The organism is Bifidobacterium sp. B4081 (assembly GCF_026537335.1).
Taxonomy (GTDB): Bacteria; Actinomycetota; Actinomycetes; order Actinomycetales; family Bifidobacteriaceae; genus Bombiscardovia.
Window position 1 is genome coordinate 1,248,853 of the sequence record NZ_JAFNMM010000001.1, and the last position, 25,289, is coordinate 1,274,141.

The 25,289-nt window shown below is 64.6% G+C and carries 21 protein-coding genes; 3 read left to right on the forward strand and 18 right to left on the reverse strand.

Annotated features, from left to right (window positions below; genetic code table 11):
* Positions 1-3: 3 nt before the first annotated feature.
* The 6 genes from recA to J3T92_RS05535 form a co-directional block, all read right to left on the reverse strand.
* Positions 4-1,158, reverse strand: a complete 1,155-nt coding sequence (recA, locus tag J3T92_RS05510) for a recombinase RecA (RefSeq protein ID WP_024627844.1) — start codon at positions 1,156-1,158, stop codon at positions 4-6.
* 228 nt (positions 1,159-1,386) lie between these two features.
* Entirely contained in the window at positions 1,387-1,620 is a 234-nt protein-coding gene (locus J3T92_RS05515; protein WP_015021655.1) for a DUF3046 domain-containing protein, read from the reverse strand.
* Positions 1,621-1,765: 145 nt separating this feature from the next.
* Positions 1,766-2,284 carry a helix-turn-helix domain-containing protein gene (locus tag J3T92_RS05520; protein WP_416378900.1) on the reverse strand — a complete coding sequence of 173 codons (519 nt, stop codon included), beginning with the start codon at positions 2,282-2,284 and terminating at the stop codon, positions 1,766-1,768.
* A 269-nt stretch (positions 2,285-2,553) separates the two neighbouring features.
* Complete coding sequence (locus J3T92_RS05525) at positions 2,554-3,123, reverse strand: CinA family protein (RefSeq protein WP_267400150.1); 570 nt, start codon at positions 3,121-3,123, stop codon at positions 2,554-2,556.
* Positions 3,120-3,725 (reverse strand): CDP-diacylglycerol--glycerol-3-phosphate 3-phosphatidyltransferase, encoded by a 606-nt coding sequence (gene pgsA / locus J3T92_RS05530; RefSeq protein WP_267400151.1) that lies wholly within the window; start codon positions 3,723-3,725, stop codon positions 3,120-3,122. The genes J3T92_RS05525 and pgsA overlap by 4 nt, the downstream gene beginning before the upstream one ends.
* 107 nt (positions 3,726-3,832) lie before the next feature.
* A complete protein-coding gene (locus J3T92_RS05535; RefSeq protein ID WP_267400152.1) occupies positions 3,833-6,556 on the reverse strand; it encodes an FtsK/SpoIIIE family DNA translocase in 2,724 nt (907 codons plus the stop codon).
* Between the two features lie 100 nt (positions 6,557-6,656).
* Between J3T92_RS05535 and J3T92_RS05540 the strand changes: the two genes are divergently transcribed.
* Positions 6,657-7,388 (forward strand): Fic family protein, encoded by a 732-nt coding sequence (locus J3T92_RS05540; protein ID WP_267400153.1) that lies wholly within the window; start codon positions 6,657-6,659, stop codon positions 7,386-7,388.
* A gap of 10 nt (positions 7,389-7,398) precedes the next feature.
* On the opposite strand, the gene J3T92_RS05545 is transcribed toward J3T92_RS05540, so the two are convergent.
* The 3 genes from J3T92_RS05545 to miaB are packed head-to-tail and all read right to left on the reverse strand — an operon-like array spanning position 7,399 to position 10,364.
* Positions 7,399-7,920 carry a MerR family transcriptional regulator gene (locus J3T92_RS05545; RefSeq protein WP_267400154.1) on the reverse strand — a complete coding sequence of 174 codons (522 nt, stop codon included), beginning with the start codon at positions 7,918-7,920 and terminating at the stop codon, positions 7,399-7,401.
* Between the two features lie 34 nt (positions 7,921-7,954).
* Positions 7,955-8,959 carry a tRNA (adenosine(37)-N6)-dimethylallyltransferase MiaA gene (gene miaA / locus J3T92_RS05550; RefSeq protein ID WP_267400156.1) on the reverse strand — a complete coding sequence of 335 codons (1,005 nt, stop codon included), beginning with the start codon at positions 8,957-8,959 and terminating at the stop codon, positions 7,955-7,957.
* The gene (miaB, locus tag J3T92_RS05555; protein WP_267400158.1) at positions 8,946-10,364 is read right to left on the reverse strand and encodes a tRNA (N6-isopentenyl adenosine(37)-C2)-methylthiotransferase MiaB; all 1,419 of its coding nucleotides are present in this window, start codon (positions 10,362-10,364) and stop codon (positions 8,946-8,948) included. The genes miaA and miaB overlap by 14 nt, the downstream gene beginning before the upstream one ends.
* 133 nt (positions 10,365-10,497) lie before the next feature.
* Here miaB and J3T92_RS05560 point away from each other — a divergent pair, with 133 nt between their 5' ends.
* Positions 10,498-11,208, forward strand: a complete 711-nt coding sequence (locus tag J3T92_RS05560) for a GTP pyrophosphokinase (protein ID WP_416378843.1) — start codon at positions 10,498-10,500, stop codon at positions 11,206-11,208.
* A 120-nt stretch (positions 11,209-11,328) separates the two neighbouring features.
* On the opposite strand, the gene J3T92_RS05565 is transcribed toward J3T92_RS05560, so the two are convergent.
* Complete coding sequence (locus J3T92_RS05565; protein ID WP_267400161.1) at positions 11,329-12,168, reverse strand: aldo/keto reductase; 840 nt, start codon at positions 12,166-12,168, stop codon at positions 11,329-11,331.
* 458 nt (positions 12,169-12,626) lie between these two features.
* On the opposite strand from J3T92_RS05565, the gene J3T92_RS05570 reads away from it, so the two are divergent.
* Positions 12,627-13,430, forward strand: a complete 804-nt coding sequence (locus tag J3T92_RS05570) for a Bax inhibitor-1 family protein (protein ID WP_220237134.1) — start codon at positions 12,627-12,629, stop codon at positions 13,428-13,430.
* 66 nt (positions 13,431-13,496) lie between these two features.
* Here J3T92_RS05570 and acnA read toward each other — a convergent pair whose 3' ends face one another.
* From acnA to J3T92_RS05610, 8 genes are all read right to left on the reverse strand, one after another.
* On the reverse strand, positions 13,497-16,226 hold the full coding sequence (acnA, locus tag J3T92_RS05575; protein ID WP_267400166.1) for an aconitate hydratase AcnA: 2,730 nt from the start codon (positions 16,224-16,226) through the stop codon (positions 13,497-13,499).
* Between the two features lie 111 nt (positions 16,227-16,337).
* Complete coding sequence (locus tag J3T92_RS05580; protein ID WP_267400167.1) at positions 16,338-18,836, reverse strand: HAD-IC family P-type ATPase; 2,499 nt, start codon at positions 18,834-18,836, stop codon at positions 16,338-16,340.
* 14 nt (positions 18,837-18,850) lie between these two features.
* On the reverse strand, positions 18,851-19,465 hold the full coding sequence (locus J3T92_RS05585; RefSeq protein ID WP_267400168.1) for a substrate-binding domain-containing protein: 615 nt from the start codon (positions 19,463-19,465) through the stop codon (positions 18,851-18,853).
* A 1-nt stretch (position 19,466) separates the two neighbouring features.
* Positions 19,467-20,753, reverse strand: coding sequence for a class I SAM-dependent RNA methyltransferase (locus tag J3T92_RS05590; RefSeq protein WP_267400267.1), 1,287 nt, complete (start codon positions 20,751-20,753; stop codon positions 19,467-19,469).
* On the reverse strand, positions 20,746-21,432 hold the full coding sequence (locus J3T92_RS05595; protein ID WP_267400169.1) for a DUF3159 domain-containing protein: 687 nt from the start codon (positions 21,430-21,432) through the stop codon (positions 20,746-20,748). The genes J3T92_RS05590 and J3T92_RS05595 overlap by 8 nt, the downstream gene beginning before the upstream one ends.
* A gap of 4 nt (positions 21,433-21,436) precedes the next feature.
* Positions 21,437-22,234: a DUF3710 domain-containing protein gene (locus J3T92_RS05600; protein ID WP_267400170.1), complete on the reverse strand. Its 798-nt coding sequence runs from the start codon at positions 22,232-22,234 to the stop codon at positions 21,437-21,439.
* Between the two features lie 37 nt (positions 22,235-22,271).
* On the reverse strand, positions 22,272-24,269 hold the full coding sequence (locus J3T92_RS05605; RefSeq protein ID WP_267400171.1) for a dipeptide ABC transporter ATP-binding protein: 1,998 nt from the start codon (positions 24,267-24,269) through the stop codon (positions 22,272-22,274).
* A gap of 10 nt (positions 24,270-24,279) precedes the next feature.
* The gene (locus J3T92_RS05610) at positions 24,280-25,269 is read right to left on the reverse strand and encodes an ABC transporter permease (protein WP_267400268.1); all 990 of its coding nucleotides are present in this window, start codon (positions 25,267-25,269) and stop codon (positions 24,280-24,282) included.
* Positions 25,270-25,289 lie beyond the last annotated feature (20 nt).

Consider the following 25,289-nt stretch of genomic DNA (forward strand, 5'->3'; position numbering starts at 1 on the left):
GGGTCATGCAGCCTGGGCCGTGGGTACGGTGGTGTTGACGTCGACAGGAGCCGAGTCGTCTTCCTTGCTGCCTTGGTCAGCATCAGCCTGATCGGCCTTGTCGTCCTCAGAGGGAGCAGGGATAAGGCCGAAGGCCACCTTGACCTTATCTTCGATCTCCTTGGTCAGGCCGGGGTTGTCCTTGAGGAACTGACGGACGTTCTCCCTGCCCTGACCCAGCTGATCGCCCTCGTAGGTGAACCAGGAGCCCGACTTCTTGACGATGTTGGTCTGCAGGGCCATGTCCAGAACCGAACCCTCCTTGGAGATGCCTTCTCCATAGAGAATATCGAATTCGGCCACCTTGAAGGGCGGGGCCATCTTGTTCTTGACTACCTTGACCTTGGTGCGGTTGCCCACCGCCTCGTCGCCGTTCTTCAGGGTCTGGATGCGGCGGATGTCCAGGCGGACCGAGGCATAGAACTTCAGGGCCTTGCCGCCGGTGGTGGTCTCCGGGCTGCCGAAGAAGACGCCGATCTTCTCCCTGAGCTGGTTGATGAAGATGGCTGTGGTGTTGGCCTGGGACAGGGCGCCGGTCATCTTGCGCAGGGCCTGGCTCATCAGACGGGCCTGCAGACCCACGTGGCTGTCACCCATGTCGCCCTCGATCTCGGCCTTGGGCACCAGGGCGGCCACCGAGTCGATGACGATGACATCCAGGGCACCCGACCTGATCAGCATGTCGGCGATCTCCAATGCCTGTTCGCCGTTGTCCGGCTGGGAGACGATCAAGGAGTCCGTGTCCACGCCCAGCTTCTTGGCGTACTCGGGATCCAGAGCGTGCTCGGCGTCGATGAAGGCGGCCACTCCACCACCGGCCTGTGCATTGGCCACCGCATGCAGGGCCAGGGTGGTCTTGCCCGAGGATTCAGGACCGTAGATCTCGACGATGCGGCCACGGGGCAGTCCGCCGATGCCCAGGGCCATGTCCAAGGCCAGGGATCCGGTGGGAATGACCTCCACATCCTGGGCAGGCTTGTCGCCCAGACGCATGGCCGAACCCTTGCCGAAGCTCTTCTCCACCTGCGCGAGGGCCGTGTTCAAAGCTGCCTGGCGACGTGGGTCGATCCCGCCCTCCTCTTCCTTCTTCGCCTTGCCACTGTTGCTCTGACGTGCCATATGGCTCTCCTTTTTCGTAACCGACCTCACGATGACGACATCCTGATTGACGACCTCACGATTGACAGCCTATCCGCCGTCGGAACCCGTCTGCGGTCCCGGCGCCCGATGTGGTCGAACGTGCCGATAATCACCGGACCATGGGTATCAGTATACCCGACTATGCGAACAAATGTTCGAAAATCGCCTGGTATGGGAAATACGTTCGCGGAGGATAAAACCCGCCGATCAGGCTGCCGGCATGGGCGGCGCATTGTGATCCTTCCCCCAGCGGCGGGAGTCGGGAATCTCCATCTGATCGCAGAGCACATTCCAGACCACGCGCGGCTCCACGCCCGCATCCAATGCCTCTATTACGGTCATGGCATCCAGGGCGGTCAGCCTTTGGTCACGGGCCAGGCTGCGTCCGTAGACCCGGCCGAAGACCTCCTCCAGCAGCTGCCAGAATTCCCGTTCACGCACCCGACATCACCTTTCGTCCAAAACCCACCCTGTCACACCCCTTCTACGGTAGCAACCGACAGTCAGCAGAAGAGGGCGCCTGGTTCCTCAGAACCGGACGCCCTCAAGAACGGTCCGCCGAGTCGACCGGCAGGACCTGACATACTTACTCCTGAGTGGACTCCAAGTAGTCCGCCACCATCCTCAGTGTCTGCGGCACGCCCAGGCCCAGTGCGTCGGCGATGGAGCTCAGCAGCTCGGAGCTGGCCTCTTTCTGGCCGCGCTCCACCTCGGACAGGTAGCCCAGGGACACGCCGGCCTTCTCGCTGACCTCACGCAGGGTCTTGTGATCGTTGGTCCTCAGCTCGCGCAGCACGTGGCCCAAGGCCTCGCGCAGGGAGACGGTGTGGGTGACGGCCTGGCCGTCGTTGGTGGAGGCTGCCCGCTGACGGCTGGCTTCCACGCCGTCCTCCTCCATCCACATCTTGTTCAGATTGGCCTGGCGCTCCTCCTTGGCCTTCTTGGCAGCCTTGGCACGGATCACCTGTTGCTGGGCGAAGACGACGGCACGACGCTGGGCAGGTGTCAGATCACGAACCCGTGCATTGCGCTCCACTCCGGGTGCGGCCGGCTTGACATCATAGGTATCGTTAGTTCGAGTCATCACGGTCTCGGTGCTGGCCATAGCAGCCCCTTTCGCCATTATCGTGTTCAACTTCTTACACATTGACCAACAGACGAGCCAGTAGATTATTCCAGGGGAGGAACCCGAAATGCTTGCTTTGTGACCAAGGTCACGTATGCGCAAGAAAGAAATCAGGGAACATGAGGGATGGCACAATACAGGCACCCTCTTGCTTTGGCCTGCCGACTACAGCATTCCGCAGGCAGAAGGTTCGACATCGACTTGCGGAAGCCGTAAAAACCGTAAAAGCGACTGACCGCATCAGGCCGTCAGCCCCGCGAGCGCAAGGCCCGATCCAGCTGTTCCAGAATCCGCATGACCGTCCCCCGGCGCACCTGTTCCCGATCGCCATCCAGATGCAGCTCATAGGCATAAGTCCGGTAGACATGGGACTGAAGGCCAGTCTCTATACGTCGACCCATCACCCGGGCGGGCAGAGCCAGACCGATGTAGACCAGCCCAGCAGGATCACCCCCATCAGGACCAGGCCCAGCCACACCTGTAGTGGCCATGCCTATAACAGTATCTTCGTGCCCCGGCCTGGTGTAAAGCCTGGCCGTGCCCTCGGCCATCTCCTGGGCAACCCGGGGATGGACTGCGCCCTGGGTGGCCAGCAGATCCTGGTCCACTTTGAGGATGGCTGCCTTGGCGGCGATGTCATAGGTGACGGCCGAGCCCAGAAAGACGTCTGACGCCCCGGGAATCCTGACGAAAGCATCGGCCAGCAGTCCCCCGGTCAGTGATTCGGCTGCAGCCAGCAACAGGCCAGAATCACGGCAGGTGTCGATGATCCGTCCAGCCAGGTCGTCGCAGCGGACCTGCACGCTCTTGCCGATCATTGCCGCATCCCTATCACGTATTCCGCTCCCGAGTAGAGGCAGAGGGCCAGAGCCACCAGGATGACCACGCGCGTAGTCACCAGGTACCAGGGCCAGACCGGCGAAAGGGGCACCATGAGCATACCCAGACCGATGCACTCAAATAGGGTCTTGTACTTGCCAGCCCGGGAGGCGGCGATGACCCGGCCCTGCTTGTTGATGACCAGAACCCGCAGCAGGGTGATGCCCAGTTCCCGCACTAGGAAGAGCAGGGTGATCCACCACCAGAGCTCGCCGAAGACGGATGCCACAATCAGCGCTGAGCAGATCAGCAGCTTGTCGGCAATGGGATCCATGAGCTTGCCCAGTTCGGTCACCTGGTTGTACCGGCGGGCCAGCCACCCGTCAAGCTTGTCGGTCGAGGCGGCGAGGATGAAGAGCACTGCGGCGGTCCACCGCATGCCAGGCCTGCGCTCGCCCCAAGGACCGGCCATCAGATCCAGAGCGATGAAGATCAGGACCAGGAGGATACGGGTGTAGGTGACCAGATTTGGGGGAGAATTCCATCCTTCGAGAAGCCTACGCCTCTCACGACCGGTCTCTGACTCGGCATGCTCCTGCATTGCCACTCCTTATACGCGATACTCGTGCGCTCGGGCCGTCCAACAATACATGCCGGGCGGCAGTTTCATCATAACGGTAGACCAGGCCCGGCTCTTCGGGCCGATGTTCAGCCCTGCGCTTGCTCATCGGGGGCAGGATCCATGGAGGTGGCGTCGCCTCGGATGAAAGCCAGGGCCTGCTGCAGCTGCGGCGGCTGAATGAGCACCTCGCGGGCCTTGGAGCCCTCCGACGGCCCTACGATTCCCCTCGACTCCAGCAGATCCATCAGCCTCCCTGCCCTGGCGAAACCCACACGCAGCTTGCGCTGGAGCATGGAGGTGGATCCGAACTGGGTGGTCACCACCAGCTCGGCCGCCTGGAGCAGCTCGTCCATGTCGTCGCCGATCTCCTCCTGAATCTCGTTCTTGTGGTCGGCCTTGTCGGCCATCTGCTCGATGTCTTCGCGGTAATGGGGTTTGCGCTGGGTGCGCACATAATCCACCGCCTTGCGGATCTCGGACTCGGAGACCCAGGCTCCCTGGACGCGTGTGGGCTTGGCCTGGCCCATGGGCAGGAAGAGGGCATCGCCCTGGCCGATCAGGGTCTCGGCGCCAGTGGCATCCAGAATGACTCGGGAATCCGTCGAGGAGGATGTGGCAAAGGCCAGTCTGGAGGGGATGTTGGCTTTGATCAGACCGGTGACCACGTCCACCGAGGGCCGCTGGGTGGCCAGGACCAAGTGCACGCCGGCCGCACGTGCCAGCTGGGTGATCCGCTGGATGGAGCTCTCCACGTCGTTCTTGGCCACCATCATCAGGTCGGCCATCTCGTCGACCACCACGACCAGGTATGGATAAGGCGCCACCTTGCGGTTGGAGCCGGCCGGTGCGTGGACCTTGCCCTCGCGCACGGCCTTGTTGAAGTCCTTGATGTGCCGGAATCCGAAGAACTGCAGGTCGTCGTAGCGGGCATCCATCTCCTTGACCACCCACTCCAGGGCCTGGGCGGCCTTCTTGGGCTCGGTGATGATGGGCGTGAGCAGGTGAGGAATGCCGGCATAGGCGCTCAGCTCCACACGCTTGGGGTCCACCATGATCAGGCGGACCTGTTCCGGCGTAGCCCGCATGATCAACGAAACCAGCATGGAGTTGATGAAGCTGGACTTGCCCGAACCCGTAGCGCCGGCCACCAGCAGGTGGGGCATCTTGGTCAGGTCGGCGGTCACATAGTGGCCTTCCACATCCTTGCCCACGGCGGTCATCATGGGGTTGTCGTCCTGCTTGGCCTTGTCGGAGCGCAGCACGTCGCCCAGGTGGACGATCTCGCGGTCCACATTGGGAATCTCGATGCCGATGGCCGACTTGCCGGGGATAGGGGACAGGATGCGAACGTCCGAACTGGCCACCGCGTAGGCGATGTTGCGCTGAAGATTGGTGACCTTCTCCACTTTGACGCCCGGCCCCAACTCCACCTCGTACTGGGTGACCGAGGGGCCACGCAGGAAGCCCACCACCTTGGCGTCCACATCGAACTGCTGGAAGGTTGATTGCAAGGCCTTGATGACTGCGTCGTTGGCTGAGGTCCTGACCGCGTGAGGCTTCCCCTTGACCAGCAGGTCCGTGCTGGGCAGCACATAGGGCCGGCTCTCGTCCACCTGGCGGTCATCGGAGGAGCTTGACGCGTCGGCAGCCTGGGCTCCCGTACCCTGGGCTCCAGCCGGCTGGTTCCCCGCTCCCTGAGCGGGTTGGGCATCCATCTGCACGGTGTCGGCTGCAGCTGCGGCAGCGGCCCAGGGGTCCGAGGTCCCCACACCGGACAGGGCGGCCGGATCCACCTTGGGGTGCCCCTGCTCCCTGGCATCCAGGAGGGCAGCCGTGGCCGGGGCCTCTACAGCGGGCATGTTCTGTGTGGACACCTGATCGGACTGCGCACCCTGCGCCGACCGATCACCTTGGTCAGCACCCTCCAGCGAGGCCGCCTGGGAGAAGGGCTCGTCAGCCTCGTAACGCTCAAGATGGGTGTCCGTATCCTTGCCGATGCGGCCATGCAGCAGCCGACTGAACCAGCCGGCCACCCCGCCCCTGTCGGAGTCCTGGGCATCCTCCTGGTCCGGCTCCTGGTGGGTGGGCACGCCGGGCGCCAGGGGCAGGGTGTCATCGCCCAGTCTGACCTCGTTGGGGGCGGTCTGCGGCGAAGCCGAGCTGGAGGCATGGGCCCTCTTGCCGCGCAGCCAGGCCATGAGGTCACTCATATGGAATCTAAAGGTGATGAAGAGACCGAAAATGGCCACAAGAACAAAGATGACGACGGCGAAGACCTTGGACAGCCCCCAGGCCAGAGGCGACCCCAGAAAGAACCCCAGAAGGCCGCCTGAGTCACTGATGGCCTTCATGTCAAAGCCGCGATAATCCGAGGCCATGAGCACGTCCAGAATGGAGCAGACCGACCAGAGCACCACCATGAGGCCGCCCACCACAGGCAGGTTGCCCGCCTCGCGCCCGGTGTAGCAGACCAGCCGGAAGGCCGCAAAGAGCAGAACCACCGGCAGGATGATGCTGCAGAGCCCAAGAACACCCGCAGCCAGGGCATGCAGCCCCCGCCCCAGAAAGCCGTTCACGCGGAACCATTCGCTGGCGCAGAAAAGCACGGCCAGAATGACCAGTACGAAGCAGAGTCCATCCTTGCGATAGGCGGAGTTGTCGCCGTTTTTGCCGGCCACGGCGCGAACCAAGGATCCCATGCCCCGGGGCAGGGCCAGCAAGACCTTATGCCAGAAGGGTTCCGGGTCTTGGCTGTCCTTGGATGCGGTCCGGCCGCGACCGCGTGCGTCTGCTTGCTGCTTACGTGTCATAACCCTTTCAGCCTACCCAGAACCCCGGTCCGCATCGGGTTCTCCGGGTCAGTGTGCACAACTCTTTCAGACGGGGGCCGCCAGGGCTAGCATCGTTGGCATGACACCAGCCGAACGTCAGAGCGCCGTGGCCTTCGCCATGCGCAACCTGCTTCTGGATGACCGTCGGCCCAGTCCTTTTGCTCTTCAGGCGGCCAGCGACTTTATGGCGGGCAGAAGGCAGGCCGAGTCACTGGCCGACCAGGCCCGACGCTTGGAGGCACAGAGCAGTCATAAGAAGGCCAAGGCAGATACCCCGGCGGATGCCCTTTTTCTGCGGAGCATCCTGATCTGTCAGCGGCCTTGGGCGACCGAGGGAGATCTTGAAGAGCTGCGGGCCATCCACCGTCGGCTGCTGCCCAGTCTGCCGGAAGGGCGAGTGCTGCGCCGACCCCAACCAGACGACGATGCCAGCCTGTATCCGGCGGCCATGCTGGAGCAGGGTGCGGCAGCCATCGGCCAGGAGCTGGCGGCCGAACGCAATCTGGCCAACCTGGACCGTCCGGTCTTCGCAGACCGCCTGGCCCACTACTATGACGAGCTCTCCTATCTGCACCCCTTCGCCGACTGCAACGGCATGACTCTGCGCATCTTCCTCTCACGCTTGTCCCACGATGCAGGCTGGGACCTGGATTGGGGACGGGCTGATCCGGCCGCCCACCGCCGGGCCATCCAGCGAGCGCTCCGAGGCAAGACCGATGATCTGCAGGTCCTGATTGCGGGCATAGTCCGCCCGGTCAACCCAACTCGAATATTCCTGATCGCCGGATGGGACCAGGGCCCAGCCCACTGAGTCGGCAGCTTCAGCCCGGCAGCCGCTCGTTGCCGCTACGCTTGGCGGCCTCGATAATCTGGGCACTCTGACTGATTAGTTGTGTTGCACCAGCCTGGTCGTGGTCGCGGATGCGCCCCCAGTATTTTATTTTGAGCTGCACATACCGTTTCCGTGCGCGCAGGTCGGCCATCCGCTGGTCCAGCCGCTGTTCCTGCTCGTCCAGGAGTTCGATCTGCCGTCCGGCGACCTCGGATCCCGCCGCGCGGTTGCCCAGATACTCCCGCATGTGCTCCAGGGACATGCCCGTGGCGCTCAAGCAGGAGATGGTCTCCAGCAGGTCCAGATCCTCCTGGTTGTAGCAGCGGTGGCCGCTTGAGGGATCCCTGGCGATGGGCGGAATGATGCCGATGGTCTCGTAGTAGCGCAGGGTAGTCTCCGGCATCCCTGACATGAGCGAGGCCTGGCGAATGGTGTACCAGGGCCCGGATTCCTGGTCGGCCTGGGTTTGGGCGGTCTGGGTTTCAACCTGGGGCTGCATGATGGTGGTCATACCCATCCAGCCTAGGAACTTCAAGTACTTGAAGTCAAAGCGCTCCCAGATGGTGTCTGGTCACCCTTCCCTGTTCTGAAAGATCGGCCTGGGCATCCGCCTGGTCGAAGCAGCCTTGGTCGGCCTGGTCCACCAAGTCCAGGGCCTGCTGAGCCAAGTCCGGGGCCAGGGCATTCAGCCAGTGGATACGCGGATCCCGGCCGAACCAGCCCATCTGCTTGCGGGCCAGGCGCTTGGTCTTCTGCGCTATCAGCTCGAAGGCGGCATCCAGGTCGGTGCGGCCGTCCAGGTAGTCCAGAATCTGCTGATAGCCCAGGGCACGGGAAGCTGTGGGCCCCAGGCGGTTTCGCAGCCCGCTCACCTCGTCAACAAGCCCCCGGTCGCGCATGGCCTGGGTGCGCTGGTCGATCCTGCGGTCTAGCTCCTCCCGGGGCAGGTCCAGTCCCAACTGCAGGGCGGGCATCAGGTAGCGATATCGGGGCAGACTGGCCGAGTAGGGCCGTCCAGTGATGTCCATGACCTCCAGGGCCCGCACGGTCCTGCGCACATTCCGAGGATCCATCCGGGCCGCAGCCTCCGGGTCCCGCTCCTGCAGCTCGCGGAAGAGCAGCCCGGGGCCCTCCTCTTGGGCCAACTCCTCCAGCCTGGCCCTGACCGACGGGTCAGTGCCAGGGAAGGACAGGCCATCAATGACAGCCCGGGTATAGAGCCCGGAGCCGCCCACAAGGATTGGCCTGATTCCTCGCGTCCGGAGGTCGGCTATCAGGGACCGGGCCATGGCCTGGAAGCGGGCCACGCTCATGGCTTCCTCCGGCTCGATGATGTCGATCAGGTGGTGGACCACCGCCTGCCGCTCCTGGACCGGCGGCTTGGCCGTGCCCACATCCATCCCCCGGTACATCTGGTAGGCATCGGCATTGACGATATGTGCCTCCTGCCCGCGCTCCTGGAGAGCCTGTGCCAGAGCCACACCCAGGGCGGTCTTGCCCGAGGCTGTAGGACCCACGATGGAGACGATGCGGGGTTCAGCGGATGTCATAGACCTGCCCCACCCGGGGATCCGGGTCAGCAATCAGATAGTGGGGTCCGGCCTGGGTGACGGTGCAGGTGACCAGGTCGCCGGGCTTTGGCGCAGGCATTCCCTTAGGCACGCCGACGTGGACCAGCACCCCGGTGCGCTCATGCCCGGTCACCCGGTGGGTGCTGCCGTCATGCCGGCCGTGCCTGTCGCCGATGAGCACCTCCACGTCTTTGCCCGTGAAGGCCTTCATCTGCTCCATGGTGATGGACTCCTGCAGGGTATGCAGACGCTCGAACCGGTCCTGGACCACGGCCTTGGGAAGCTGGGTCATGCGCGCGGCAGGTGTGCCGGGCCTAGGCGAATACTCGAAGATGTAGGCCGACGAGAAGCGCGCCCGGCGCATCGTATCCATGGTGGCCTGGAAATCCTCCTCGGTTTCCCCTGGGAATCCCACGATGATGTCGGTGGTGATCTGGGCATCGGGCATGGCGGCCCGCACCTTGTCGAGTATCTCCAGAAAGCGTTGGGACCGGTAGGAGCGCCGCATGGCCCTCAGGATCCGGTCGGAGCCCGACTGCAGGGGCATGTGCAGCTGGTGCATGACCGTGGGAGTCTCGGCCATGGCCGCAATCACATCGTCGGTAAAGGCAGCCGGATGGGGCGAGGTGAAGCGGATCCTCTTCAGCCCGGGCACCCGGCCGCAGGCGCGCAGGAGTCGGGCGAAGGCGTAGCGGTCCCCCGTCGACCAGCCGTAGGAGTTGACGTTCTGCCCCAGCAGGGTCACCTGGCGGGCTCCGGAGCCCACACAGTCCCGGACCTCGTGCAGGATGTCGTCCATGGACCGGTCCCGCTCCCGACCGCGCACCGAGGGCACGATGCAAAAAGTGCAGGTGTTGTTGCAGCCGACCGATATGGACACCCAGGCCTGCGAGCGCGAGGCCCTGACCTCCGGCAGCCGCCCGGGCAGATTCCGCAACTCCTCCGAGACCCCCACCTGGGGCCGCCCGTCCTCGCGGGCCTTATCCAGCAGGCCGGGCAACGAGCCGATGTCCCTGGTGCCGAAGACCGCATCCACCCAGGGCGCCGCCCTCACAATCCGCTCCCGATCCTTCTGGGCCATGCAGCCGCCCACGGCGATGCGCGTGTCGGGCTTGTGCTGCTTGAACCGGTGCCAGCGCCCGATGGTCCCGTACATGCGCTCGGTGGCGTTGTCGCGCACGGCGCAGGTGTTGAGCACCATCACGTCCACCTCGTGTGCGCGAACCTGCTCGGGCGTGGCCTGCTGGTAGCCGTGGTCTTGCAGCACCCCGGCAATTCGCTCGGAATCGTGCTCGTTCATCTGACAGCCCAGGGTCCGCACATAGTAGACGCCCCTGCTGCCCTTACGCTGAGCGGTCACGCTCATGCCCTCGTCTGCTTCCATAAGCCATGATTGTATGCGCAGGTCGGGTCCCGCGGCCATCGGGGCCTGTGCGTACCATGAGTCATGGTTACGAACGGCGGCATGGGAGGTTCATGTGATACTCGACCGTAACAGTGCCATGAGCGCATCCGAAATGAAGCAACGGCTGTCAGACTTGGACGAAAGGGACCGCCCCAAGCTGAATATCGACGAGATAACGGAATTCGTCAATCTCATGCAGACCTACGAGGGGGCCATGTACGAGATTTCGACCAAGCTGGACGTGCTGGACACCGAGTTCCAGGTCAGGTTCAGCCACAACCCCATCCATCACATGGAGCGCCGGCTCAAGAGCGTGGACTCGCTGATCGGCAAGCTGCACCGCAAGAACCTGCCCGTCACCATCACCTCGGTGCGCGATCACATCTTCGATGTGGCCGGCGTGCGTGTCATCTGCAACTACCGGGACGACGTCTACTCGGTCTCCCGCTATCTCTCCGACCAGTCGGACATCCAGGTGCTGAGGGTCAAGGACTACATCCGCAATCCCAAGATGAACGGCTACCGCAGCCTGCACGTCATCTATGCCGTGCCTGTCTTCCTGACCTCGGGCCCCCACTACACGCCGGTCGAGGTTCAGTTCCGCACCATCGCCATGGACTACTGGGCCTCCCTGGAGCACCAGTTGCGCTACAAGTCCGACCTACCCGACGCCCGCCTGGCCGAGCATTCGCAGACCCTGCTGGACTGCGCCCGCTCCCTGCAGAACATTGAGGTGCAGATGCAGTCCATCCACCGCGACATCTCAGGTTCGCCCCAGGAGCAGGATTCCGACGACGAAGCCATCAGCGGCAATACCGATTAACTGAATCCTCACAGATCCTTTACCATAGGAACCAGGCCAGGTGGAAGGGTTGGGGCTTCCGCCAGGCCCCAGGAGGTGGCCCCGCCTTCAAGGTCGGGTCTCCTCCTGTACCACCATTCCTCAGAAGTCGAAATTGTCGGGATCCGCGCCAGTGCGTTCATCCCTGTTCATGGCGGCGATGGCCTGCATGTCCTCGTCGCTCAGCTCGAAGTCGAAGACCTGCGCGTTCTGCTCAATCCTGTCCTTGTGGGTGGACTTGGGGATGACGATGACCCCGCGCTGCAGATGCCAGCGCAGCACGATCTGTGCCGGTGAGCGGTCGTAGCGCTCGGCCATGGTCTTGAGCCTGGGGTCGGCCAGCAGGTTGCCGCCGGTGCCGCCGAGGGGGCTGTAGGCCTCCACATCCACACGCAGGGTGCCGTGGCAGTAGTCGATCAGGTCGCCGTTGACGAACTGGGGCGAGGACTCAATCTGGTCGACCGCCGGCTTGGTGCCACTGATAGTGTGCAGCTCGTCCAGGTGGTGCTTCTGGAAGTTGCAGACCCCAATGGCCCGCACGCGCCGCTGGGTGTAGAGCTCCTCCATGTCCTCCCAGGCCTGCTGCCAGCCCTGGGCGGGCCAGTGGATCAGGTAGAGGTCCAGGTAGTCCACGCCCAGCCGGTCCAGGCTCTCCTTGAAGGCTTCCTTGGCCCGCCCAGCGCGGATGTCCTCATTCCAGAGCTTGGTAGTCAGGAAGACATCCCGCCGGTCAACCCCGGAGCGGCGCAGGCCCTCCCCCACGGACTGTTCGTTGCCGTAGATCATGGCGGTGTCGATGTGGCGGTAGCCCGCCTGCAGGGCCCAGGTGACGGCCTGGCTGGTGGCCTCGCCATCAGGTGTTTGGAAGACCCCGAGCCCCAGCTGGGGAATGCTGACCCCATTGTTGAGGGTGATGACGGTGTCGGTGACGTTTCCGGTCATATAGGCATACTCCTTGCCGGCCGATCAGAGGCCGTGACGTGTTGCCTGTTCATTCTATCTGCCAGGCAAGATGGGCCGAACCAGCGATAACGGCTTTTTGACAGATGTCGATGCACGAAACCGTGCTTGGGCATGTTCTTCATGCGTCCTGTCCTCCGGCTGGGCGGCTTTCCGGCAGGCAGGAGGCCGACATGGCAGACGGCACCGGCCCGCCTGGCTGCCGGTTCATGCATCCGGCCTCCTGCCGGGCCAGCCCGACAGGGCTGAGCGCCGCAGAGGCTCATACCCCTTAAATCGTGCAACACACAATCAGAAAGAGGCAACCGCAACGGCGGGGTGTAGGCAAGGAACCACCCCGCCATTGCGGCCAGAGCAAACACCCTTTATACAGCCAGCCCGCCATGTAGACTTGGATAAGATAACTATCCGCCACAGGCGGGAACGACAAGGAGGAGCAGATGGCTTTCAACGGGAATCCGCGGCCGCAGGCCCCATACAGTCAGTACGCGCAGCAGCCGATGCCGACCATGCAGGGCGGTGAGCCCTACAGCATGGGCTCGCCCATCGACGCCAACGCAGCATACAGCTTTGAAAAGGCGGAGCGGGTCTCAATGTCCCGCGCTTATGCGGAGATGGCCGTCGGCCTGCTGGTCACCGCCCTGACGGCCTATCTGACCGCCCGGACCGGACTGCTCCTGGCTTTCATGCAGGCCACGGGCACCCTGGGCTGGATCGGCATGGCCGTGGTCCAGGTGGCCTTCGCCATGATTCTGAGCGCCCGGATCATGCGTATGCGCACCTCCACCGCCCGGGTCATGTTTTACCTCTATGCGGCCCTGATGGGCTTCACTTTGAGCACCATCTTCATAACCTACTCACTGCCGTCCATCATGCTGACCCTGGTGATCAGCGCAGGCTTCTTCTTCGTTCTGAGCATGCTGGGGCTGACCACCCGGCGGAACATGCTGGGCATGGGGTCCATCTTCATGGCCGGCCTGCTCATGCTGATCCTGGTCCAGCTGGTCATGCTCTTCGTGGCCCCTTCGAACACGGCCCTGCGCGTGGTCTCGGCCATCGGCATCATCCTCTTCGCCGGGCTGACCATGTACGACGCCCAGCAGACCAGGGTCATCTTCGCCACCTACCGCAGCCAGGGGCCGGAGGCCATCAAGCGGGTCTCCATCCTCTGCGCCCTCAACCTCTACCTGGACTTCGTCAACCTCTTCCTCTACATCCTGAATCTGGTCGGCGACCGGAACTGACGAAGAAATCCCGCCCCTGGCATCGGGGGCGGGATTTTTTATATCTTTTTCAGGCATCCTGGTTTTTCAGGCATCCTGGTCGACCCTGGCCAGCAGACCACGCAGCACGTACTGAAGGATGCCGCCGTTGCGGTAGTACTCGGCCTCGCCAGGGGTGTCGATGCGCACCTTGGCCGCAAACTCCACCCTGCTGCCGTCGGGCCGCTGGGCACACACCTGGACCTGCTCAGGCAGGGAGCTGTTCAGCGCATCGACGCCAATCAGGTCATAGGTCTCCTGACCATCCAGCCCCAGGCTCTGGGCCGACTGACCTGCAGGAAACTCCAGCGGCAGCACGCCCATGCCGATCAGGTTGCTGCGGTGGATGCGCTCGAAGGACCTGGCGATGACGGCCCGCACGCCCAGCATTCGGGTGCCCTTGGCCGCCCAGTCCCTTGAGGAGCCCGTGCCGTACTCGCTGCCGGCCAGCACCACCAGGGGCGTGCCCTGCCTGGCATAGTCCTGCGCAGCATCGAAGATGGTCGTCTCCTGGCCGTTCAGGAAGTCGTAGGTGAACCCTCCCGGGCGCACATCCAGCCCCACCGAGGCCAGCAGCTGGTTGCGCAGGCGGATGTTGCCGAAGGTGCCCCGGACCATGACCTCGTGGTTGCCGCGCCGGGAGCCGTAGGAGTTGAAGTCCCTGGGGGCTATGCCGTGCTCCTGCAGGTAGCGGCCGGCTGGTGCATCGGCCTTGATGGCCCCTGCGGGCGAGATGTGGTCGGTGGTGACCGAATCCCCCAGCAGGGCCAACACCCGGGCCCCGTGGATGTCCTCCAGGGGGTCGGGCTGGGCCTTCATGCCGTCGAAGAAGGTCTGGCGGCGTATGTAGGTGGAATCCTGGTCCCAGTGGAAGAGCTCGCCCTCCGGCACCTCCAGCTTCCGCCAGCGATCATCCCCGCCGAAGACGTCCGCATAGTCGCGCAGATACATGTCCCGGTCCAGGGCGGTGCCCACTACGGACTCGATGGCCTCCTGGGAGGGCCAGATGTCCGCCAGCATGACCGGCTTGCCCTGGCTGTCCTGACCCAGGGAGTCGTGCCAGGGGTCGAAGTCCATGGTGCCGGCCAGGGCGTAGGCCACCACCAGGGGCGGCGAGGCCAGATAGTTCATCTTCACGTCCGGGCTGATGCGCCCCTCGAAGTTCCTGTTGCCCGAGAGCACGGCCGTCACTGTCAGGTCATGATCGGCGATGGCCTGGTGGATGGCCGGGTCCAGGGGGCCGGAGTTGCCGATGCAGGTGGTGCAGCCGTAGCCGACCAGCTCGAAGCCCAGGGCATCCAGGTCCTTGCTCAGGCCGGTCCGGTTCAGATAGTCCGTCACCACCTGGGAGCCCGGCGCCAGCGAGGTCTTGACCCAGGGCTTGGGCTTGAGGCCCCGGGCGCGCGCCTGGCGGGCCAGCAGACCGGCGGCCACCATGACCGAGGGGTTGGAGGTGTTGGTGCATGAGGTGATGGCCGCGATGACCACATCCCCGTCCCGCAGGCTGAACTCGCTGCCGTCGGCCTTCCTGACCGGCACAGCCTCGCCCTTGTCCTTGTCCTGGTCGCTGTAATCCTTAAGGTCCCGTTGGTAGGTCTTCTGAGCCTGGTCCAGCAGGATGCGGTCCTGGGGCCGCCGGGGGCCGGCAATGGAGGGCCGCACCGTAGACAGATCCAGCTCCAGCACCTGCGAATACTCGGGTTCGGGGCAGTCGGCATCCTCCGGGTCCATCCACAGGCCGTTGGCCTTGGCATAGGCCTCCACCAGGCGCACATGCTCGTCGCTGCGGCCGGTCAGACGCAGGTAGTCCAGGGTTATTTGGTCGATGGGGAAGATGGCGCAGGTGGAGCCGAATTCGGGGCTCATGTTGCCCAGGGTGGCCCGGTTGGCCAGGGGGACCTGGGCCAGGCCCTTGCCGTGGAACTCCACGAACCGGCCCACCACGCCCACCTCGCGCAGCATCTGGGTCACGGTCAACACCACGTCGGTGGCGGTGACCCCCTCGGGAATGGATCCGGTCAGCTTGAAGCCCAAGACCTGGGGCACCAGCATGGAGATGGGCTGGCCCAGCATGGCCGCCTCGGCCTCGATGCCGCCCACGCCCCAGCCCAGCACGCCCAGGCCGTTGACCATGGTGGTGTGGGAGTCGGTGCCCACGCAGGAGTCCGGGTAGACCAGGGCCGGCCTCTCCCCCTTGGTCCTGTCCCTGCGCATGACCACCTGGGCCAGGTACTCCAGGTTGACCTGGTGGATGATGCCGGTGCCCGGGGGCACCACGCGGAAGTTTTGGAAGGCCTGCTGGCTCCAGCGCAGGAAGCGGTAGCGCTCGCTGTTGCGCTGGTATTCCAGGTCCATGTTGTGTTCCAGGGCACCGGGCACGCCCGAGCTGTCCACCTGAACGGAGTGGTCGATGACCATCTGCGCGGGGATGAGCGGGTTGACCAGGGAGGGATCGTCGCCCAGGGCCTTGACGGCATCGCGCATGGTGGCCAGGTCGACCATGCAGGGTACGCCGGTGAAGTCCTGCATGAGCACCCGGGCGGGGGTGAACTGGATCTCCCTGTCGGACTGGGTCTTGGGGTCCCAGTCCAGCAGTTGATCCAGCTGGTCCCGGGTCACCGTGGTTCCGTTCTGGTGCCGCAGCAGATTTTCGGCCAGGATGCGCAGGCTGTAGGGCAGGTGGTCGATTCCCGGCAGGTCACTGATCCGGTAGTATTCGAACTCCTCGGAACCCACCTTGAGCTTGGAACGACCGGCATCTTGTGCGGATTCTGACATGCACCACCCCTTCCCTGGACGCTCAGGCGCCGGCCCTTGCGCCCACGTGGACCGGCGGCAGGAGGACCCCAGGCCGTCAGTGACGCTATCTGCGCTTTTTAGGTTCCATTCTTAGCGCCCATGTGTTACTTGGCGTATGTAACGTGCGCATGCCGGATAGCCCAAGACGGCCAGGACCATGAGCAGGGCTCCCACCAAGGCAAAGGCCACGGTTGTGACCAGGGCCGGACCAGTGGGCAGGCTGATGGCAAAGAACTGCGCCACCATGGGGATCAGGGCCCCGATCACCCCGGCTGCAGCGAAGAAGAGGACCAGCAGGCCCCTCCAAGAGCGCATGGGCCGGGCCACCTGGGTCAGGACCAGCACGCCCATACAGAAGAGGACGATGGCGCAGACCGACCGCCAGCGCCCCAGGTCACCGGGCCGGGCCAGGTCCAGGCCCAGCAAGCCGGGCAGGCTCCAGGCCGCCGCCAGCACAATCAAAGCAGTGGCGATGCCCGAGGGCAGGGCGAAGGTAACCACGCGCTTGAGGAAGCCTGGCCGGTAGCGCCTGGTGTTGGGGGCCAGCGCTAGGAAGAAGGCGGGAGTGCCGATGGTCAGGGCGCCGATGTAGGTGATGTGCCGGGGCAGGTAAGGGAAGGGAATGCCGGTCAGGACCACACCTAAGGAGATCAGGGCCGAGTAGACGGTCTTGACCAAGAAGAGACCAGCCACACGCTCCATGTTGGCCATGACCTGCCGGCCCCGGGCCACCACGTCGGGCAGGTGGGAGAAGCGCGAATCCACCAGGACCAGCTGGGCCACGGCCTTGGTGGCTGCCGCCGCATTGCCCATGGCGATGCCCAGATCCGCCTCCTTCAGAGCCAGGGAGTCGTTGACCCCGTCGCCGGTCATGGCCACCGTGTGACCCTTCAGGTGCAGGGCTTGGACGATGGCCTTCTTCTGGTCGGGCAGGACCCGGCCCAGCACGTCTACATCCTCCAGGACCTCGGCCAGGGCTGCCGTGTCCTCGGGCAGTTGACGGGCATCCATGGCCCTGGGCGCCCTGTCGCCGGTCAGGCCCACCTTGTTGGCAATGGCCGCCACCGTGGCCGGGTTGTCGCCCGAAATGACCCGACAGCGCACACCCTGTTGGCGGAACCAGGCCAGGGTCTCGGCAGCGTCTTCGCGGATGTGCTCCGAGCAGGTGATCAGGGCTAGGGGCTTCAGGTTCCCAGGCAGGTCGGGGCTGCTGGTGAAGTGGTCAGGCTGGTCAGTGCTCGGGTACCCATCGGGGGCGGACAGCATCAGCACCCGATAGCCGCGGTCGGCCAAGTCGGCCACCTGCAGGTCCACCTGGGGCCACCTGCCCGCCTGGGATGCCAGGAGCACCTCCGGAGCGCCGAAGTACCAGATTTTGCCGGACTGGTCGGCCACGGCGCTCCACTTGCGGGCCGAGGAGAAAGGCAGGCGGCTGACGGCCCTGCCGGGGCGCAGGTCGTCCATCCCCTTGAGGATGGCACGGCCGGTGGCGTTGGGGCTCTCCTCCGCGCAGACGTCCACCAGGGCCTGCCGCAGTTGCTGGGCAGGCAAGTCATCGACCAGCGGATGCAGATCGTCATAGACGATGCCCCCGTCGGTGATGGTGCCGGTCTTGTCCAAGTTCAGGGCGTCCACCCGGGCCAGGGTCTCCACGGACTCCATCTGCTGGACCAGGGTCTGGTGGCGGGCCAGGCGGATGGCAGCCAGGGCGAAGTTCAGAGAGGTCAGCAGAACCAGACCCTCAGGGATCATGCCTACGACCCCGGCTACGGCAGACACCACGGCCTGCCGCCAGGCTCCGGTGGCCAGGGCCGTCTGGAAGCCGCCCACGGTCCGCATCTGGGTGAAGATGAGCAGCAGGCAGAGGGGAATGACCACCACGGTCATGACCTTGAGAATGGTGTTGATGCCCTCGTTCAGGTCAGAGCGAACCTTCTTGTAGACCTTGGCCTTGGCCGTCAGCGTGGCGGCGTAGGAGTCGGCGCCCACGGCGGTCACCTGGGCCAGGGCCATGCCCGAGACGGCCGTGGAGCCTGAGTAGACCTGGTCGCCCGGCTTGTGCTTGACCGTGCGCGATTCGCCGGTCAGCATGGACTCGTCCAGCTCCAGACCGTATGTGTCGATGATTTGCGCATCGGCGGGCACCTGGTCCCCGGAGCGGATCCAGAGCAGGTCCCCCTTGACGATGGCATCGTGGGGCAGGGTCAGGTTACGGCCATCCCTGCGCACCGTGTAGTCGGAGGCCACCAGGATGGACAGCCCGTCCAGGGTGTGCTTGGCCTTGAGCTCGGTGGCCACGCCGATGCCGGTGTTGATGATGATGATCAGTCCGAAGACCGCATCCTTCCACTGGCCAGTCAGCAGAACCACCACCATGGCGGTCAGGATGATCCCGTTGAAGAGGGTGAAGACGTTGTCTCGGATGATCTGGCCCAGGCTGCGGGAGGTTTGGTCCTGGGAGGCATTGATCAGACCTTGGGCCTCCAGCTGCTCCACCTCCTGGGAGCTCAGCCCCGGCCGGTCGGTGTCCGGAAAGCCTGTGCCCGCCGTTGTGCCCACTGCCGTCTCTTGCTCACTGCCTGTGCTCATCCTTAGCCCCTCTTTCAGTCGGCGCTCAGGCGCACGGCCATGATCCTGGCATGCGGTCCGTCGTCCACAATGGTCTGCAGGGCGTCGGCCAGCAAGGGCGCACGTGGATTCCCGGCAGGATCCACCGGGTGGACCGTAGCCGCATAGTAGAGCCTACCTAAGTCAGGGGTCCAAGCCTTGGCGCTTTGAGCGAACTCTACCACAGGGATGCCCGCCTTCCGGGCTGCCTTGAGGGCCGGGGTCCAGTCGCCGGCTCCGGGTTGGCGAATCAGAATCAGACTGACTCCACGGTTGATGGCATCCTGCACCCCATCCTGCTGATCGCTGGTAGACTGCGCGGAGGAGAAATAGCCCTTCATGCGCTCGGCCTTCAAGGACGCCAGGATGCGGCTGTCAAGACCGGCATCGGGGTCCTTGTCACCCTTCTGCGGGCATCCAATCAAAGCCACGAGTGTGTCGGACCGATCCACGCCGTCATGGGGCACGGTGCCCTCATGCCAGGAGTCGCCCACAGCCCTGTGCTTGGGGGCGCAGCCGGTCAGCATGGGCAGGCCTGCCAGCAGGGCGACTGCCAGCAGTAGACCCGCCAGCCGCCTGACCGCTGCCACGATCCGCCCGGTGTGTCTCATGTCAGCGCTGCCTTCCCGCCGTGCGGATGAAGACCGCCACAGTTTCCACATGGTGGGTCATCGGGTAGATGTCAAAGGCCTCAAGGTGCCTGGGACTGTAGCCCAGGGAGATCAGGGTGGCTGTATCCCTGGCCAGGCTGGTCGGATCACAGGCCACATAGATGATGGTCTGCGCCCCGCTGGTGGCCAACAGTCGGCAGACTTGAGCCTTGGCGCCGGCCCTGGGTGGATCCAGCAGGATCAAGTCGGGATGGCCAAGCCCCTTGGGCGGACCGCCAGCCAGGACCTTGGCCACGTCCCCTCGACGCAGGACCACCCGGTCCAGTCCGGCCCGCTTCACGTTGTTTTTCGTGCTGGCAATGGCTCCGGCGGACCCCTCCACGGCCAGAAGCCGGACACGTCCGTCGGCCAGAGCAGCCAAGGGCAGGGTGAAGAGCCCTGATCCGCAGTAAAGATCCCAGATGACCGGTTCGGCGACCCCATTCAGGGCCTGCCTGGCCTGGTCCAGGACCGCCTTGGTCAGCACGACCGGTGCCTGGCGGTGGACCTGCCAGAATCCGTCGGCCCGAACCTGGTAGACAGGTCCTGCCCCGGCCTCCAGCCGCTCCATCAACAGGCGGCTCCCCTTGCTCAGGCGACCATCCACCAGCAGGGCGTAGTTGTCGCCGACCGGTCCCCCATCGCGCGGCTGGGGCACGGCCAGGCGTATGCGGGCACCAGCGGGCAGTCCGCCCTCCCAGATGCCCAGTTCGTCAGCCAGGTCCAGCAATTGCTGTGTAGCCAAGGGCATGGTCTGAATCGGCAGGCGGTCATGCGATCCCTGCCGACGCATGGAGGGGCGGCCCTGGTCGTCGGCCACCAGCTCGATTCGCGTCCTCCAGTGCAGGCCGCCCAGCTCTTCATCGCCCGGAACTCGGACCACCGGCACTTGGACGTCCACCCCGCCCAGACGGGACATCTGCTGACCAATCAGATCGGCCTTCCAGGCCAGCTGACCGGGCAGGCTGACGTGAATCAGATCAGCGCCGCCCAGGCCGCCTCCCCAGGCCAAGGGGCCAGCCAGGGGCCAGACGGGTTCACGTCGGTCAGGGCTGGCCTCCAACACCTGGGTGACCTCTCCCGTGGCGAATCTGTCGGCCCGGCCGTGAGGCTCGTCCAGGAGGACCTCCACCAGCTCCCCGGGCAGGGCGAAGCGGACGAAGACCACCCGACCGTCCTCCAGATGGGTGACGCAACGGCCCTGGTCGGCATAGCGCTCGATACGCAGACGAACCCTGGTCTCAGTCATGATCGGCATGAACCTCCTGGTCGGCCTGGCGACGGTGGTAGGGACCGCCGATCAGCAGCCAGCTGATCCAGATTCCCAGGGCAAACAGGGGTAGGCCCAGAATCAGGCGTGCGGCACCAAGAAACCCAACGGAACCAGTTAAGTAGAGCGGCACCTGAACCAGCAGGCGCAGCGCAAAGACGGCGATCCAGACCAGGGTGGCCTGATTATAGGCCCGTACCAGATCCGGTTCACTGCGCCAAGAGGCCAGCCACTGTCTCCACCCGGAGACGACAGGTCGGCGAAGATACTCCACCAGCAGGCCTATGCCGGGCATCCGTGCCAGCAGCGAGGCACCGAGAACGATGATCCAGAATCCGTTGGTCAGGAATCCTGGCAGGTAATAGTTGCGGGCATCTCGGGTCAGCCAGGCAGCCACCAGGCAGATGACCACCGAAAGCAGACCGGTCAGCGCCCCAAGAAAAGACTGCCGCTGAACCAGACGAATCAGGAGCTGCACAACGGCCAAGGCCGCCGAAACCGCCACGGTCAGCCCCAGACGGCCGGTCACCAGGAAGAAAACCAGAAATACCAGCCCCGGCAACAGGGATTCGACAATCCCCCGCCATCCGCCGATGGCCTCCATGACGGAGAAATCGTCGTCGGCCAGCGCTGCCAGCCCGAGATGCTTCTGCTTCACAGCCTTAGCGGACCTCCGAGAACATGGGTCCGCGAGACAGTGTGGTCTTCACCTCGGTCTGCTGATCCGAATCGAAGGGGCCCTCAGGCCTGCCGGGGATCTGCGCACTCTCATCGTCCTTGGACTCCGAGTCTTCGGCTTCTCCTCGACGCTGGTTGGGGGTGATGGGCGCATGCATGGGAACCAGGTCACGGGGGGCCAGGGGCTCATCGCCACGGACCACGACCAGGTCGGCCAGGTAGCCGTCGAGCACATCCTTCTCCTTGCCGCCCTTGGCCGCAGGACCGGAGAAGATGCCTCGCAGCATCCAACGGGGTCCGTCGATGCCCACCACCCGGGTCACCAGGTTCTTACCCTTGACCTTGACGGGCAGGGTCAGCTCCTTGCCGAAGACGCCGTCCACCTCCTTGCAGGAGGGGTTGGCCTTGAGCAGGTCGGCCCGGACCTCGTCCCAGAGGCCCAGGGACTTGGGGGCCGCAAAGGGCTCCAGCTCCAGACTGGAGGACCCGTAGGTGATGGTGGCTCCCAGCACGTCGCCGGTCTGCGAGTTGGCCTTGAGCCTCAGCTCACTGCCCTTGAGGAAGGGAAGCATCAGGGCACCGATGTCCAGGTACTCATCGGTGTCGGGGGCCTCGGAATCCAAACTGTCCCAGGGGCCCTTCCCGCTCTGCTCGGCTTCATCGCGGCCAGCCTGAGAAGTTTGGTCAGATTTCTCCGTGGACTTTTCAACGTCCTTGGACTCCTCGACGGCCTCCTCAGCCTGCTTCTTGGCGCGTTTCTTGCCGAAACCGAACAATCCCATGATGCCTCATTTCCTTGTAAGTCTGTGCAAAGGATACCTAGTCAAGACCCAGGCGCAGCTTGCCGCCGGGGATGGCGTCCAGCAGATCCTTGGTGTACTGGCGTTGCGGGTGGTCGAAGACCTCGTCGGTGGTGGCGTGCTCCACCAGTCGGCCGTGCTGCATGACCACCACCTCGTCGGCGATCTGCCTGACCACGGCCAGATCGTGGGTGATGAACAGGTAGCTGAGCCCTTGCTCGGCCTGCAGGTCGTTGAGCAACCGCAGCACCTGATCCTGGACCAGCACGTCCAAGGCGGAGACGGCCTCGTCGCAGATGATCACATCCGGATTCAGGGCCATGGCCCGGGCGATGGCGATGCGCTGACGCTGTCCACCGGAGAGCTCGTTGGGGTAGCGCCCCATGACCGACTCGGGCATCTCCACCATGTCCAGCAGCTCCTTGACCCGCTTCTGCCGGGACTTGGCGTTGCCGATCTTGTGGATGCGCAGGGGCTCCTCGATGGAGCGGTAGATGGAGTACATGGGGTCCAGGGAGCCGTAAGGGTTCTGGAAGACCGGCTGCACGTGCCGACGGAACTCCATGAGCTCGTGGCTGCCGAAGCCGGCGATGTCCTGGCCCTCGTAGGTCACCCGGCCCGAGGTGGGCTTGAGCAGGTGCAGGACCATGTTGGCCACGGTGGACTTGCCGGAGCCGGACTCCCCCACGATGGCCAAGGTGGTTCCTCGCTTGACCGAGAAGGAGACGTCGTCCACAGCCTTGAACATCTCTTTGCGCCGGGGCAACCTGAACTCGCGGGTCAGGTGCTCCACGGTGATGACGTGCTCGCTGCGCTCCAGAGTGCTCTCGCCCTTGACATGGTGCTCCAGCAGGTCTTCGGCATCCTGGCCGCGCTGCTTGGCGGAGATGATGCGCTGGGAGGCCAGCGAGGGCGCGGCCTGAACCAACCGCTTGGTGTAGGGGTGCTGGGGGTGCTGCAGGACCTCCAGGCTGGGCCCGGACTCCACCACCTGACCCCGGTACATGACCACGATGTGCTGGGCGCGCTCGGCCGCCAGACCCAGGTCGTGGGTGATGAAGAGCACGGCGGTGCCCAAGGATTCGGTCAGGTTGCGCAGGTGGTCCAGAATCCGCTTCTGGACGGTCACATCCAGGGCGCTGGTGGGCTCGTCCGCAATCAGCAGGTCGGGCCGGGAGGCCAGGCCGATGGCGATCAGGGCGCGCTGGCGCATGCCGCCGGAGAACTCATGCGGATACTGCCTGGCCCTGGTGGCGGCCTCGGGCAACCCGGCCTCCGACAGCAGACCGGCAATGCGGTCATCCATGTCCGAACCGGTCACATGCTCCTTGGCCAACTTCCAGGCCGCATCGTCATCCACACCGGCGTCGATCAGGGACTTGGCCACGCCCCAGCGGGTCTCGGAGCCCACATCCCACTCGGCCTTCAGGGCCTCCATGGTCTTGTCCACGTCGGCCACCCCGGCATCACTCAGGGCCTGACGGGCGGCTTCCAGCAGGCCGGGCAGGTCCTTGGAGGAGATGAAGAGCTCGTCGTCTGACTTCTTGAGCGTCACCTCTTCATCGCCGGCCAGGGCCTTGGCCAACCGGGAGCGCTTCTCCCGAGAGACATCCATGTGGTTGGCGGTCAGCGCCTCCTTGACCTGGGAGCCGATGCGCCAGACCGGGTTCAGATTGCTCATGGGGTCCTGCGGGACCAGACCCACCTGGGAGCCACGCAGCGCCTCATAGTCCTTGCGGTCCAGGCCCACCAGCTCGCGGCCATTGAGCTTGATGCTGCCGCCGGTCACCTTGCCGGTGCCGGGCAGAAGGCCCAGCACAGCCATGGCCGAGGTGGACTTGCCCGAGCCGGACTCCCCCACGATAGCCACCCACTGGCCGGGGTAGACGTTGAAGGAGGCGTCGCGAACTGCGTGGACGGTGCGCCCATCGGCGGTGAAGTCCACCTGCAGGTCCCGAACGTCGAGCAGGGGCTGCTGCTCCTGATTGGTGGTCATGTTCTTGTCTGCTTCAGTCATGCTTCCTCACTCAGGCCGTTCTGCTCTTGGGATCCAACGCATCCTTGACCGCGTCGCCCATCATGATGAAGGCCAGCACGGTGATGGCCAGGGCTGCAGAGGGATAGAAGAGGACCGAGGGGTTGGTGGTCAGGAGGTTCTGGGCCGTCGAGATGTCCCCGCCCCAGGAGACCACGGTGGAGGGCAGGCCGATGCCCAGGAAGCTCAGCGTGGCCTCAGAGACGATGTAGGTGCCCAGCGACATGGTGGCCATGACGATGACCGGGGCCAGGGAGTTGGGCATGATGTGTCGGAAGAGGTTGCGCAGAGGCGTGGAGCCCAGGGCCGTGGAAGCGGTGTTGAACTCCAGGTTCTTGGCCTCCAGCACGGCACTGCGGGTGATACGGGCCATGTTGACCCAGCCGAAGAGGGTCAAGGTCAGGATGATCTTCCACAGGGAGGTGGAGGTGCGGAACATCTGCAGGAGCACGATGGCGCCCAGGATCATGGGGATGGCGAAGAAGATGTCGGTGATGCGACTGAGCACTGCGTCGACCCAGCCCCCGAAGAATCCGGCGATGGCGCCGATGAGGCCGCCGAAGACGGTGACCAGGATGGTGGTCATGATACCGATGGCCACCGAGGTCCGGGCCCCGTGGATGACGCGGCTGTAGACGTCGCAGCCCTGCAGGTCGAAGCCGAGGGGGTGCCCGGGCCGGCCGGGCTCCAGGGAGTCGGACAGGCTGCAGGCCATGGGGTCCTGCCTGGCGAAGAGGTTGGGGAAGAGGGCCACCAGGATGACCACGATCGCCAGGATTGAGGAGATGATGAAGAGCGGGTTGCGCCTCAGGGTCTTCCAGGCGTCGGCCCACATGCTGGTGGGCGGCACGTCCTCATCCACCGAGTCCACCTCGCGCAGGGGCGTCTCGTCGATGGGGGCCACGAACCGCTCCTGCCCCGGCAGGGGGTCAGGGAAGTAGACGCGGGCCTGGCTTTCGTTCTGTTCGCTTGACTCGTTCATTGCCGTTTCACTCATAGTCG